Annotated in this window: 11 protein-coding genes; 3 read left to right on the top strand and 8 right to left on the bottom strand. The window is 74.5% G+C overall.

The window, feature by feature from the left end; all coding sequences use genetic code 11:
- Nucleotides 1-26: 26 nt before the first annotated feature.
- A complete protein-coding gene (locus tag I5Q34_RS31160) occupies nucleotides 27-1,097 on the bottom strand; it encodes an aminotransferase class III-fold pyridoxal phosphate-dependent enzyme (protein ID WP_199895800.1) in 1,071 nt (356 codons plus the stop codon).
- Nucleotides 1,098-1,445: 348 nt separating this feature from the next.
- Here I5Q34_RS31160 and I5Q34_RS31165 point away from each other — a divergent pair, with 348 nt between their 5' ends.
- Nucleotides 1,446-2,657 (top strand): serine protease, encoded by a 1,212-nt coding sequence (locus I5Q34_RS31165; RefSeq protein ID WP_199895801.1) that lies wholly within the window; start codon nucleotides 1,446-1,448, stop codon nucleotides 2,655-2,657.
- Between the two features lie 71 nt (nucleotides 2,658-2,728).
- Here I5Q34_RS31165 and hflX read toward each other — a convergent pair whose 3' ends face one another.
- From hflX to miaA, 6 genes are all read right to left on the bottom strand, one after another.
- Nucleotides 2,729-4,216, bottom strand: a complete 1,488-nt coding sequence (gene hflX, locus I5Q34_RS31170) for a GTPase HflX (RefSeq protein ID WP_199895802.1) — start codon at nucleotides 4,214-4,216, stop codon at nucleotides 2,729-2,731.
- 138 nt (nucleotides 4,217-4,354) lie between these two features.
- Nucleotides 4,355-5,827 (bottom strand): M1 family metallopeptidase, encoded by a 1,473-nt coding sequence (locus tag I5Q34_RS31175; RefSeq protein WP_199895803.1) that lies wholly within the window; start codon nucleotides 5,825-5,827, stop codon nucleotides 4,355-4,357.
- Between the two features lie 134 nt (nucleotides 5,828-5,961).
- Nucleotides 5,962-8,082 (bottom strand): bifunctional (p)ppGpp synthetase/guanosine-3',5'-bis(diphosphate) 3'-pyrophosphohydrolase, encoded by a 2,121-nt coding sequence (locus I5Q34_RS31180; RefSeq protein WP_199895804.1) that lies wholly within the window; start codon nucleotides 8,080-8,082, stop codon nucleotides 5,962-5,964.
- Nucleotides 8,083-8,261: 179 nt separating this feature from the next.
- Nucleotides 8,262-9,146: a diaminopimelate epimerase gene (dapF, locus tag I5Q34_RS31185; protein ID WP_199895805.1), complete on the bottom strand. Its 885-nt coding sequence runs from the start codon at nucleotides 9,144-9,146 to the stop codon at nucleotides 8,262-8,264.
- Nucleotides 9,147-9,195: 49 nt separating this feature from the next.
- Nucleotides 9,196-9,645 (bottom strand): hypothetical protein, encoded by a 450-nt coding sequence (locus I5Q34_RS31190; protein ID WP_199896063.1) that lies wholly within the window; start codon nucleotides 9,643-9,645, stop codon nucleotides 9,196-9,198.
- A gap of 106 nt (nucleotides 9,646-9,751) precedes the next feature.
- Nucleotides 9,752-10,690, bottom strand: coding sequence for a tRNA (adenosine(37)-N6)-dimethylallyltransferase MiaA (gene miaA / locus I5Q34_RS31195; protein WP_199895806.1), 939 nt, complete (start codon nucleotides 10,688-10,690; stop codon nucleotides 9,752-9,754).
- 182 nt (nucleotides 10,691-10,872) lie between these two features.
- Between miaA and I5Q34_RS31200 the strand changes: the two genes are divergently transcribed.
- Together I5Q34_RS31200 and I5Q34_RS31205 are read left to right on the top strand one after the other, a co-directional pair.
- A complete protein-coding gene (locus I5Q34_RS31200) occupies nucleotides 10,873-11,124 on the top strand; it encodes a hypothetical protein (RefSeq protein WP_199895807.1) in 252 nt (83 codons plus the stop codon).
- 31 nt (nucleotides 11,125-11,155) lie between these two features.
- Nucleotides 11,156-11,401, top strand: coding sequence for an antitoxin (locus I5Q34_RS31205; RefSeq protein ID WP_199895808.1), 246 nt, complete (start codon nucleotides 11,156-11,158; stop codon nucleotides 11,399-11,401).
- A 64-nt stretch (nucleotides 11,402-11,465) separates the two neighbouring features.
- Here the strand turns inward: I5Q34_RS31205 and I5Q34_RS31210 are convergent, their stop codons facing one another.
- Nucleotides 11,466-12,176, bottom strand: coding sequence for a class III extradiol dioxygenase subunit B-like domain-containing protein (locus I5Q34_RS31210; protein ID WP_199895809.1), 711 nt, complete (start codon nucleotides 12,174-12,176; stop codon nucleotides 11,466-11,468).
- Nucleotides 12,177-12,184: the final 8 nt, after the last annotated feature.

Below are 12,184 nucleotides of genomic sequence, written 5' to 3' on the forward strand. Positions count from 1 at the left end.
TGCGGTGCGGCGCCGCGCCGCCGGCGTCAGGCCGGGGCCGCGCCTGCCTCCTTCCGCGTACTGACGGTGGGCGGTTCGCCGCGCGGGGCCGCGGCGATCGCGTCGGAGAGCCGGTCCAGCACGGCCTCCGCCTGTTCGTCCGTGATGGTCAGGGGCGGCAGCAGGCGGAGCACGGCGGGCCGGGCGTCGCAGGGCCCGACGAGCAGGCCGCGCCGCAGGCAGGCGTGGCGCACGGCGGCGGCCGTCGCGGCGTCGGCGAACTCGACGCCGAGGACGAGCCCGAGGCCGCGCACGTCCCGTACGCCCTCGTGGGCGAGCACGTCGCGGCGCAGCCGCGCCAGGAGGCGGGCGCCCAGCGCGCGGGCGCGGCCGGCCAGGCCGTTCTCCCTGAGGTGGCGCAGGGTGGCGGCGCCGGCCGCGAGGGCGAGCCGGTTGCCGCGGAAGGGTTCCGGCGGGCCGGCGGGCACCCCGTCGCCGTGGACGACGAGGGCCAGCGGCAGACCGCCGCCGACCGCGCCGGACAGGGCCATCACATCGGGGACGACGCCGCCGTGCTCGATGCCCCAGAACGTCCCGGTGCGCCCCGGCCCGGTGCGGGTCTCGTCGGCGATCAGGGGGACGGACCGGGCGGCGGCCGCGTCGCGCGCCCGGCGCAGCCGTTCGGCGCCGGTGACGAGCACCCCGTCCTCGTCGCGCACCGCCTCGACGGTCTCCCCGCCGGGGGCGAGCTCCAGGGCGGCGGTCAGGGCGGCGGCGCGGGTCGGGGCGCAGAACCGGACGCGGGCCCGGGCGGCGAGCGGCCCGGGCAGCATGGCGCGCAGCTCGTCGGTGAAGGCGTCGTGCACGGGACGGCCCGGGCCGGGCGCGGCGAGGACGGAGCGGACGGCCTCCAGCGCCACGGGGTGGTTGTGGCCCAGCACGAGGGAACCGGCGCCGGGGAAGCAGTCCAAGTAGCGGCGCCCGTCGGCCCCTTCGATCGTCAGTCCGCGGGCGCGCACCGGCACGATGGGCAGGGCGCGGGCGTGCGCACGGGCCCGCTCCCTGCGCGGACCGCCGCGCGTCGCCGGGAGCGCCGCCGACGGCTGGGTCAAGGGCACGTCCTGTGTCCTCCTCCTGATACTGCGTTTTCTCCGGGGACACCCCCGAACCCCCGGCCGGCACCACAGGCCCACGGGGCACGCAGGACCGGCAGCGCAAGGCAACCCCGGCGAACGTCGAGGGTCCCCCGTACGTACCAACGACGCCGGGGCCGGGGGAACACGGGCGGACGACGAGAAGGTGCGGTATGCCACACGGGGAGGCGGACGCGCCGCCCCGCCCTGCGGCGTCGGCGTAGGGTGTCCCTGCCCCGTCGCCGGGGCGGTGCATGACAAGTTCGTCAACCGTGCGCTCCAACGAGCAGACGTGCGCCCGTACATGTGTCACAGATCGGGGGAATCCACTCCATGCCATCCCAACGCCCGTCCCTGGCCCGCCGGCGAGGACCGCGTGCCCTGGCCGCGGCCGCCGTGGCGTCCGTGCTGGCGCTGACGGCCGCGGCCTGCGGCCCGTCCGACGACGAGGCGGCCGGCGGCGACAAACCCAGCGCCTCGGCCGCCCAGCAGGGCGACACCACCCTCAAGCTTCCCAAGGGCCTCACGCTCAAGGACCTGGACAAGTGGAAGGGCGGCGCCTGGAAGACGTGGGACAAGGAACAGTGGCTGCGTGAGGCCCGCGACTTCATCAACCCCATCATCGAGGGCCACTGGAAGCCCGGTTCGATGAAGGACGCCCACGCGAGCGACAAGACGCTCAAGGACGCCCCGGGCACCGCGCCCGGCGGCGTCGGACAGGGCGACCAGGGTGTCACCGACCCCGAGCCGCGCCCGGTGCGGGCCAAGGAGGTCCAGAAGCCCTACCGGCAGCACGCGGCCCCGGTCGGCAAGGTCTTCTTCGACAGCCCGCAGGGCCACATGGTCTGCTCGGCGACGGTCGTCAAGGATCCGGCCCACCCGGGCAAGTCCAACCTCGTGTGGACCGCGGGCCACTGCGTCCACGCCGGCAAGAAGGGCGGCTGGTACCGCAACATCGCCTTCGTTCCCTCCTACAACGACAAGGGCCTGCCCGCATCGCGGGTCAACACCGCCCCGGCGCAGGACGTTGCGCCCTACGGCGTGTGGTGGGCGGACTGGGCGCAGACGTCCACCCAGTGGATCACCCAGGGTTCCGAGAGCGGCGGAGCGGGCGCGCCGTACGACTTCTCCGTGCTGCACGTGAAGCCGGAGCGGGGCACGGGCAAGTCCCTGGAGGAGACCGTCGGCACCGCGCTGGCCGTGGACTTCGACGCCCCGCAGGTGAAGTCCATCCGCACGATGGGGGCTTGGGGCTACCCGGCCGCACCGCCCTTCAACGGCCAGATGATGTACGACTGCATCGACAAGCCGGGCCGGCTGTCACTGGACGCCGCCCAGCCCACGATGTACCGCATCGGCTGCACGATGACCGGCGGTTCGTCGGGCGGCGGCTGGTTCGCCCCCGGCCCCGACGGCAAGGCGGTGCTCGTCTCGAACACCTCCATCGGCCCGTCCGACAGCCGCTGGCTGGCCGGACCGCACCTGGGCCCGGAGGCGAAGGGCGTCTACGACGCCGTCAGCCGCAAGTTCGCCGCGACCCGCTGAGCACGCGACCCGCCGGCGCGCGGAAGGGCCCGTCTCCCCGGGGGAGACGGGCCCTTCCGCGTACGGAAACCTCAGACGGCCGGGACGAACTGCCGCAGCTCCGCGGCCAGTTCCTCGTGGACCCGGGCCTTGACCAGGGTGCCCTCCGCGGTGTGCTCCTCGGAGATCACCTCGCCGTCGGAGTGGATCCGGGCGGTCAGCGCCCCGTGCGTGTACGGCACGAGGGCCTCGACCTCGACCGCGGGGCGCGGCAGGTTGGCGTCGATGAGCTCGAGCAGCTCGTCGATGCCCTTGCCGGTCCGCGCGGACACGGCGATCGAGTGCTTCTCGATGCGCAGCAGCCGCTGGAGGACCAGCGGGTCGGCCGCGTCCGCCTTGTTGATCACGACGATCTCGGGCACGTCGGTCGCGCCCACGTCGCGGATCACCTCGCGCACGGCGGCCAGCTGCTCCTCCGGCGCCGGGTGCGAGCCGTCCACCACGTGCAGGATCAGGTCGGAGTCGCCGACCTCCTCCATGGTGGAGCGGAACGCCTCGACGAGGTGGTGCGGCAGGTGACGCACGAAGCCGACGGTGTCGGCGAGGGTGTAGAGCCGCCCGCCGGGCGTCTCGGCCCGGCGCACGGTGGGGTCGAGGGTGGCGAACAGCGCGTTCTCCACCAGGACTCCGGCGCCGGTGAGGCGGTTGAGCAGCGAGGACTTGCCCGCGTTGGTGTAGCCGGCGATGGCGACCGAGGGCACCTTGTTGCGCTTGCGCTCCTGGCGCTTGATGTCGCGGCCGGTCTTCATCTCCGCGATCTCCCGGCGCATCTTCGCCATCTTCTCGCGGATCCGCCGGCGGTCCGTCTCGATCTTGGTCTCACCGGGACCGCGGGTGGCCATGCCACCGCCGGACGAACCGGAGCCGCCGCCGCCCATCTGCCGGGACAGCGACTGGCCCCAGCCGCGCAGCCTCGGCAGCATGTACTGCATCTGTGCCAGGGCCACCTGCGCCTTGCCCTCGCGGGACTTGGCGTGCTGGGCGAAGATGTCGAGGATCAGGGCGGTGCGGTCGACCACCTTGACCTTGACGACGTCCTCGAGGTGGATGAGCTGGCCGGGGCTCAGCTCACCGTCGCAGACGACGGTGTCGGCGCCGGACTCCAGGACGATGTCGCGCAGCTCCTGCGCCTTACCGGAGCCGATGTACGTGGCCGGGTCGGGCTTGTCGCGGCGCTGGGTCACGCCGTCCAGGACGAGGGCGCCGGCGGTCTCGGCGAGTGCGGCCAGCTCCGCGAGGGAGTTGTCGGCCTCCTGGACCGTGCCGGACGTCCAGACGCCGACCAGCACCACGCGCTCCAGGCGCAGCTGCCGGTACTCGACCTCGGTGACGTCCTCCAGCTCGGTGGAGAGGCCGGCGACGCGCCGCAGGGCCGCGCGCTCGGAGCGGTCGTACTGGTCGCCGTCGCGCTCCCCGTCGATCTCGTGGCTCCAGGCGACGTCCTCTTCCATCAGGGCGTCGGCCCGAAGACCCTCTGCGAGGCTCTGCCGGTCCTGGGGAAGGGGAGAAGTGGAGGTCATGTGATCCTTTGCTCGTCGGGTGGTGCGGATGCGGGGACCGGGGTCCCGATGTCGACAACGTCCCGCGGCGCCCCGGGATTCCCGGCGGCCGGCCGCGCCTGCCGACAGGAACGATGTTCCCATGCGCCGCCGGGGGCGTCACGCGGGTTTCCGGGTGGGCTTCCAGTCGGGGTGGCCGGGCATCGGCGGGGTCGTCGGCTCGTACAGCCAGGCGCGCAGGAACTCCGTCAGGTCCTGGCGGGCGGTCCGGGAGGCGAGGCGGACGAAGTCGGCCGTGGACGCGGTGGAGTCGCGGTGCGCGGTGACCCACTCCCGCTCCAGCTCCTCGAAGGCGGCGGTGCCGATCTTCTGGCGGAGGGCGTAGAGCACCAGCAGGCTGCCGTCGTAGACGACCGGCCGGAAGATGCCGACCTTCTTCCCCGGGGCCGCGGGCTTGAGGACCGCGGGCGGCCCGCCGTCGGTCCGCATGAGGTCGGAGTACTCGTACGCCCGGCGGACCCGGTCCTCCAGCTTCCGCCCGCCCTTGAGCTCGGCGTACAGCGACTCGTACCAGGTGGCGTGGGCCTCGTTGAGCCAGACGTCGGACCAGGTGCGGGGGGTGACGCTGTCGCCGAACCACTGGTGCGCCAGCTCGTGGACCATCACCGACTCCACGTACCAGGCGGGCAGGTCGGTGCGGGTGAACAGGTCGTGCTCGAAGAGCGACAGGGTCTGGGTCTCCAGCTCGAACCCGGTGGACGCCTCGGCGATCAGCACCCCGTAGTTCTCGAAGGGGTACTTCCCCACCTTCCCCTCCAGCCACGCCAGGTGCTCGGGCGTCTTCGCCGTCCAGGTCTCCAGCTTCTCCCGCCCGCCCGCCGGCAGGACGTTGCGCAGGTGCAGGCCGCGCGGGCCGACGCCCTCGGGGACCACGGAGCGGCCGATGGCGACCTGGGCGACCTCGGTGGCCATGGGGTGCCGGGTGCGGTAGACCCAGGTGGTGCCGGAGCCCCGGGTGACCTTGCCGACGAGCAGGCCGTTGGCGACCACCGTCAGGTCCTTGGGGGCCCGCACGCGGAAGGTGAAGGGCGCCTTCTCGGAGGGGTGGTCGCTGCCGGGGAAGACGCGGTGCGCCGCGTCCGCCTGGTTGGCCATCACCAGGCCGTCCTTGGTCGGGACCCAGCCGCCCTCCTTGGAGCCCCGCGGATCGCTGGTGTGGTGGACGGTGACCGTGAACGGAGTGCCGCGGCGGACGGGACGGGCGGGAGTGACGACGAGGTCCTCCTCGGCCGGCGCGAAGCTCGCCCGCGCCCCGTTGACCTCGACCGAACGCACCGTTCCCCGGGCGAAGTCGAGGTTGAACCGCGCCAGCCGCGCGGTGGACCGGGCGCCGATCCGGGTCACCGCCTCCAGCGGGGCGGTGTTGCCGTGGTAGTCGAGGGAGACGTCGTACTCGGTGACGTGGTAGCCGGGGTTGCCGAGGTACGGGAAGAGCCGGTCGCCGATGCCCAGGGGGGCGGGCGGCGGGGCGGCTCCCGCCAGCAGGAGCAGGGACGCGGTGGCGGCGAGGGCGGCGCAGGGGCGGAGGGGCCTGCGCCGCCGCGGGGATCGCTCCCCGGGAGAGTGCGGCATGCGTCCACCGCTACCAGCGCGCCGGGGCCGGTGGTGCGCGGCGCGCAGGACCCCACCCGTACGGGCGTCCCGGAAGGCGGGGAACTCCCGCCCGGTGTGTTAGGGGGACGCGGGCGCCGGTGGGACACGACGGGTCAGAGGGACGCGGCGGCGGGCCGGCCCGCCCGGCCGACGTCGTAGACCCCGGGGACGCGCCGCATCGCCCGCATGAGCTCGGGCAGGTGGGCGGCGTCCGGCAGTTGGAGGGTGTAGGTGTGCCGGACGCGCTGCTCGTGCGGCGGCTCGACGGCCGCGGAGACCACGGCGGCGCCCTGGGCCGCGATGACCTCCGTCAGGTCGGCGAGCAGGTGCGGCCTGCTGAACGACTCGGCCCGCAGCGTCACCCGGCAGTCCCCCGACCCCGGCCCGGCGGGGTCGCGCCAGTGGACGCGCGTCCGCCGCCGCCCGGCGGCGTCCATGCGGGCCACCACCGGACACTCGGCGCGGTGCACCGTCACCGCGTGGCCGCGCACGGCGAAGCCGGTGACCTCGTCCGGCGGGACGGGGGTGCAGCAGCCGGCCAGCCGGACGTGCGCGGCGGCGAGCCCCTCCTCGTCGCAGACGACGGCGACGGGGGTGCGGGAGACGGGGACCGGGGGGCGCGGCGCGGCCCGCGCGGCGGGGGGCCGGTCCTCGGCCGCGCGGGCGGCGGGCTCGGGTGCCGGGTGGGTGGCGAGCCAGCGGCCGATGGCGATCCGGGCCGCGGGCGTGCGGGCGTGCCCCAGCCAGTCGGGGGACGGGCCGGAGGCGGTGTCCGGGGACATCAGCAGGTGCAGGGTGTCCCCGTCGCGCAGGACCGTGCTGAGCGTCACCAGCCGTCCGTTGACCCGGGCGCCGATGCAGCTGTGGCCGCCCTGGCCGTACTGCGCGTACGCCGCGTCGACGCAGCTGGAGCCGGCCGGGAGGCCCACGGTGCCGCCGTCGGCGCGGAAGACGGTGATCTCCCGGTCCTGGGCCAGCTCGTCGCGCAGGGAGGTCCAGAAGGTGTCCGGGTCGGGGGCGGCGCGCTGCCACTCCAGCAGCCGGGAGAGCCAGCCGGGACGGGTGGGGTCGCGCTCCTCCTCCCCCGCGTCCGGCGGCTCCGCGGCGGCGTACGGATTGCCGAGCGCGATCACCCCCGCCTCGGCGACCCGGTGCATCTGGTGGGTGCGGACGATGACTTCGGCCACTTCTCCGCCCTCCCCCGCGATCGCGGTGTGCAGCGACTGGTAGAGGTTGAACTTGGGGACGGCGATGAAGTCCTTGAACTCCGAGATGAACGGCGTGAAGCAGGTGTGCAGTTCACCGAGGACCGCGTAGCAGTCGGCGTCCTCCGCGACGAGGACGAGCAGGCGCCCCAGGTCCGACCCGGTCACCTCGCCGCGCTTGAGCCGCACCCGGTGCACGGAGACGAAGTGCCGTGGGCGGACGAGGACTTCGGCGCCGACACCGGCCTCGCGGAGCACGGCGCGCACCCGGGCGGCCGTGCCCTGCAGCGGGTCGGGGCGGCCGGCGTGGGCGCGGACGACGTCCCGCGTGCGGGCGTACTCCTCGGGGTGGAGGATGGCGAAGACCAGGTCCTCCAGCTCGGCCTTGAGCACCTGGACGCCCAGCCGCTCGGCGAGCGGGATCAGCACGTCGCGGGTGACCTTGGCGATGCGGGCCTGCTTCTCGGGGCGCATGACGCCGAGGGTGCGCATGTTGTGCAGGCGGTCGGCGAGTTTGATCGACATCACGCGGACGTCGTTGCCGGTGGCCACGAGCATCTTGCGGAAGGTCTCCGGCTCGGCGGCGGCGCCGTAGTCGACCTTCTCCAGCTTGGTGACCCCGTCGACGAGGAAGCGCACCTCCGCGCCGAACTCCCGGCCCACCTGATCGAGCGTCACCTCGGTGTCCTCGACGGTGTCGTGCAGCAGCGAGGCCGTCAACGTCGTGGTCTCGGCGCCCAGTTCGGCGAGGATCAGGGTGACGGCCAGCGGGTGGGTGATGAACGGGCCGCCGCTCTTGCGGGTCTGGCCGCGGTGGGAGGTCTCGGCGAACACGTAGGCGCGGCGCAGGAGGTCCAGGTCGGCGCCGGGGTGGTGGGCCCGGTGCACCTTCGCCACGTGCTCGATGGCATCGGGAAGGCGGTCGCGGGCGCCGGAACCGCCGAGGGCCGCGCGCCCGAGGCGTCTCAGGTCGATCCGGCGGCCGCGCCTGCGGCGGGGAGCACGTTCGTTCGCGGCCTCTGCGCTCATGGGCACCTCCGGCAGCCTCGACCGGCGGTGGGCTCACGCCTCCGGACCGGTGCTTGATGCTACCGACCCCATCACGCACCGCTCACCCCCTCTCGCCCAGAGTGAAACGGATCACCCATTCGAGCGAGTCGCGTGTCCGGAAATCCGGCGATAGGACCGGAGACGTTGGCTGCGGACCGTCAGGAGGCGCTCAGCCAGGAGGCGTCGAAGTGCCCTTCGGCGACGATCACGGCGGGGCCGGTCATCTCGACCGTGCCGTCCGGGAGCTCGCTGATGACCAGCCGGCCGCCGGGGAGGTCCACGGTGTACGTGACGGGGTGCCCGGCGACCGCGGGGTCCAGCCCGTCCCGGCGGGCCGTGGCCACCATCACCGCGCAGGCGCCGGTGCCGCAGGACCGGGTCTCGCCGGAGCCGCGCTCGTGCACCCGCATCGCCACGTGGTGCGGCCCGCGGTCGGCGACGAACTCGACGTTGGTGCCGTCCGGATAGGCGGCCGCGGGGGCCACCGCCGGGGCGGCGTACAGGTCGCCGGCCTCGTCGAGGTCGTCGACGAAGAGGACGGCGTGCGGGTTGCCCATGTTCACATTGCGCGCGGGCCAGCTGCGCGGGCCGACGGTGACGGTGACGTCGCCCTCGGGGAGCGCGGCCCGGCCCATGGCGACGGTGATGTCGCCGGGCGTCCCGTCGGGGCCCGCCTTGGCGATGTGCGCCCGGCGCACGCCCGCCCGGGTCGCGACGGCCACGTCGCCCTCGCCGGCCAGACCGGCCCGCTGGAGGTAACGGGCGAAGACGCGGACGCCGTTGCCGCACATCTCGGCGACGCTGCCGTCGCTGTTGCGGTAATCCATGAACCACTCGGCCTCGTCGGCCATCACCCGCGCCTCGGGGTGCGCGGCGGAGCGCACCACCCGCAGCACGCCGTCCGCGCCGAGGCCGGCGCGCCGGTCGCACAGGCGCGCGACGACGGCCGGGGACAGCTCCAGCAGCCCGTCGTGATCGGGGAGGATCACGAAGTCGTTCTCGGTGCCGTGGCCCTTGAGGAAGGCGGTCTGTGCGGTGCTCACGGTTCGATGGTACGGGCCGCCGGGCCGCGGCTCCCAGCCGGGCGGCGGCTCAGCGCAGCCGGGCGACGCGCCAGACCGCCAGGACGGCGACCACCAGGACGAGGACGGTGTAGAGGGCCACGTAGCGCCAGTCGGGCCGCCGTCCCGAGCCGCGCTGCGGCAGGCCGGGCCAGGTGTAGCCGACGCGGCGGGCCGCCATCACGCCCCAGCCGGCGGCGCAGCCGCTGATGAGCAGGCCGAGCATGGCGACGACCGGCCCGCCGTCACCGAACTCGAAGGCCAGCGGGAAGGCGAACATCAGCGAGCCGACGGCGGCTAGGACGACGATCGGCGCGAGCTGCCAGGCGCGGAGCCGGCGCGGGGGGCGCAGCTCGCGGAAGGAGGCGGGCTCGGCCGCCTCCGGGGCGGGTGCCTCGGTGTCCTCGGGGCCGTCCGGGGAGAGCGCCCCGGTCTCGCCGCGGGGCGGCTGCTGCGGTCTGTCGCGGGGGCCGGCCTCCATCGCCACGCGCCCTCCCAACCGGACTTCACGGCTCGATCGAAGTTTGATGATGGCACGCCCGGGAAGGCCGCGATGACACCTGGCGCGTCCCGATGCCATCACGTGATCAGGCTGTGACCGCTCGTTCGACCAACGCCAGCGCGCGCCCCGGGAGTTCCGCCCGGTCCCCGGCGGCTCCGCTGAGCCACTGGACCCGGGAATCCCGCCGGAACCAGGAGTCCTGGCGGCGCGCGAAACGTTTCGTGGCGCGGACGGTCTCGTCCCGCGCGGCCTGTTCGTCGCACTCGCCGGCGAGGAAGGCGAGCACCTGCTGGTAGCCCAGCGCGCGCGAGGCGGTGCGCCCCTCGCGCAGCCCCGCGCGCTCCAGCGCGCGGACCTCGTCCACGAGCCCCGCCTCCCACATCCGGTCGACCCGGGTGGTGATGCGCTCGTCGAGTTCGGGGCGCTCGACGTCGACGCCGATCTGGAGGGTGTCGTAGACGGCCGTCTCGCCGGGCAGGTTGGCGGTGAAGGGCTTGCCGGTGATCTCGATGACCTCCAGGGCGCGGACGATGCGCCGGCCGTTGCCCGCGAGGATGGCGCGGGCGGCCTCCGGGTCGGCGGCGGCGAGCCGGGCGTGCAGCGGGCCGGGTCCGTGCTCGGCCAGTTCGTCCTCCAGGCGGGCGCGGACGGCCGGGTCCGTGCCGGGGAACTCCAGGGCGTCGATGGCGCCCTTGATGTAGAGCCCGGAGCCGCCCACCAGCACCGGGGTGCGCCCCTCGGCCAGCAGCCGGTCGATCTCGGCGCGGGCGAGGCGCTGGTACTCCGCCACGCTCGCGGCCTCGGTGACGTCCCAGATGTCGAGCAGGCGGTGCGGCACCCCCTGCCGCTCCTCCACGGTCAGCTTGGCGGTCCCGATGTCCATGCCCCGGTAGAGCTGCATCGAGTCCGCGTTGACGACCTCGCCGTCCAGGTGCCGCGCGAGCGCGACACCGAGGTCCGACTTACCGGCCGCCGTGGGGCCGACGACGGCGATGACCTGCGGTGCGGGGGCTGCTTTTCTCACCGCACCAGTCTCGCAAACCTCAGCCCGCCGCTCGAACGAGCGACGTGACGGGACGCCCCCGGCCTCGTTGCCTGTTGCGAGGTTCCGACCGCCGGTTAACGGGCCGGAGCCCGGGAGCGGCGCAAGGGGACGCACCGGGCGACCCGGGATTTCGCTCACACCAGTAAGGTAATGGAGTAGATATGGGCGTGTTTTCATGGCTTCGCCGTAAGCCGTCGCAGGCGTCAACGGAGGAGGCCACGGCGGACACCCGTACGGCGGATTCCGACACCGCCGCCGCTCCGGAGGCGGCCGGTTCCGAGGAGGCGGCCGCGACGGAGGAGGCCGCTGCCACCGACGGTGCCGCTGAGGGGGGAGAGGGCGTCGAGATCCCCAAGCAGCAGTCCGCCGAGGAGGCGGCCGACAGCGAGGCCGGTGAGGGCGCCCGCAAGTAGCGCACAGCGCGCGGAAGGAAACGAGGTGCCCATGGGCCTGTTCGACGATCTCAAGGCCAGGATCGGTCCGGTGAAGGACAAGGTCGGCGACCTCGTGCAGCAGCACGGGGACAAGATCGAGCAGGGGCTGGACAAGGCCGCGCGGGTGGTCGACGCCAAGACCGACGGCAAGTACAGCAGCCAGATCCGGACCGGGACGGGCAAGGCCAAGGAAGCCCTGGAGAAGCTCGCCGAGCAGGACGGCGGCTCCGCCCGGGGCGACAAGGGCACCTCCTGACGGTCCGTACCGGCGAACGGCCGCGGAGCACGCGCTCCGCGGCCGTCGCCGTGTGCGGGGACGTTCAGGACCAGGCGGCCACGTGGTAGCCGACCCCGTACGGGGCCTCGTCGTACAGCAGCCCGCCGCACAGGCCGGCGCCCTCCGCGGCGCCCGCGAGGACCTGCCAGGGCGCCCGTCCGGCCGCCTGCAGCTCCCGGGCGAGCACGGGGTCGGTGCCGGCCAGGGCGGCGGTGTCGGCGGAGCCCAGGGCGGCCGCCGTGGCGGCGTCGAAGGGCTCGGCGCGGTCGTCCAGGTAGCCGGGCGCCTTCAGGGTGCGGCAGGCGCTGCCGTCGCCCGTCACCAGGAGGGCGACGCGGTCCTGCCCGGCGGCCAGTTCGCGGCCCGCGGCCAGGCAGTCCTCGGGTTCGGACGATTCGGCCACCGCCAGGCCCTCGACGGGCGCGGCGGACCAGCCGGTGCGTTCCAGCAGCCAGGCGCCGACGGCCAGGGACAGCGGCAGCGGCCGCGCGCCCACGGTGCCGTCCCGGCCGAGGCGGACGTCGAGGTCCACCCCGAAGCCGCGGAACGAGCCGACGGCGCCCTGCGGATAGCGGCCGTCGCGCGGCGGCTCGGCGGGCCCCACCACGACGAGCCGGTCGGGCCGGGCGGCGGCCGCCACGGCCACCGCGTCCAGGCAGGCGGCCCGCAGGGCGTCGAGCTCCCGGGCGGCCCCGGCGGCCAGTTCGGGGACGAGCAGCGGCGGACAGGGACATACGGCGGCGGCGACGAGCATGCGGGAAC

It is taken from the genome of Streptomyces sp. AV19 (assembly GCF_015999245.1).
Lineage (GTDB): Bacteria > Actinomycetota > Actinomycetes > Streptomycetales > Streptomycetaceae > Streptomyces.

Excerpts from the sequence above, each read along its gene's own strand:
- I5Q34_RS31165 (WP_199895801.1), top strand. The coding sequence starts at position 1,446 with ATGCCATCCCAACGCCCGTCCCTGGCCCGCCGGCGAGGACCGCGTGCC.
- hflX (WP_199895802.1), bottom strand. The coding sequence starts at position 4,216 with ATGACCTCCACTTCTCCCCTTCCCCAGGACCGGCAGAGCCTCGCAGAG.
- I5Q34_RS31175 (WP_199895803.1), bottom strand. The coding sequence starts at position 5,827 with ATGCCGCACTCTCCCGGGGAGCGATCCCCGCGGCGGCGCAGGCCCCTC.
- I5Q34_RS31180 (WP_199895804.1), bottom strand. The coding sequence starts at position 8,082 with ATGAGCGCAGAGGCCGCGAACGAACGTGCTCCCCGCCGCAGGCGCGGC.
- I5Q34_RS31190 (WP_199896063.1), bottom strand. The coding sequence starts at position 9,645 with ATGGAGGCCGGCCCCCGCGACAGACCGCAGCAGCCGCCCCGCGGCGAG.
- I5Q34_RS31200 (WP_199895807.1), top strand. The coding sequence starts at position 10,873 with ATGGGCGTGTTTTCATGGCTTCGCCGTAAGCCGTCGCAGGCGTCAACG.
- I5Q34_RS31205 (WP_199895808.1), top strand. The coding sequence starts at position 11,156 with ATGGGCCTGTTCGACGATCTCAAGGCCAGGATCGGTCCGGTGAAGGAC.
- I5Q34_RS31210 (WP_199895809.1), bottom strand. The coding sequence starts at position 12,176 with ATGCTCGTCGCCGCCGCCGTATGTCCCTGTCCGCCGCTGCTCGTCCCC.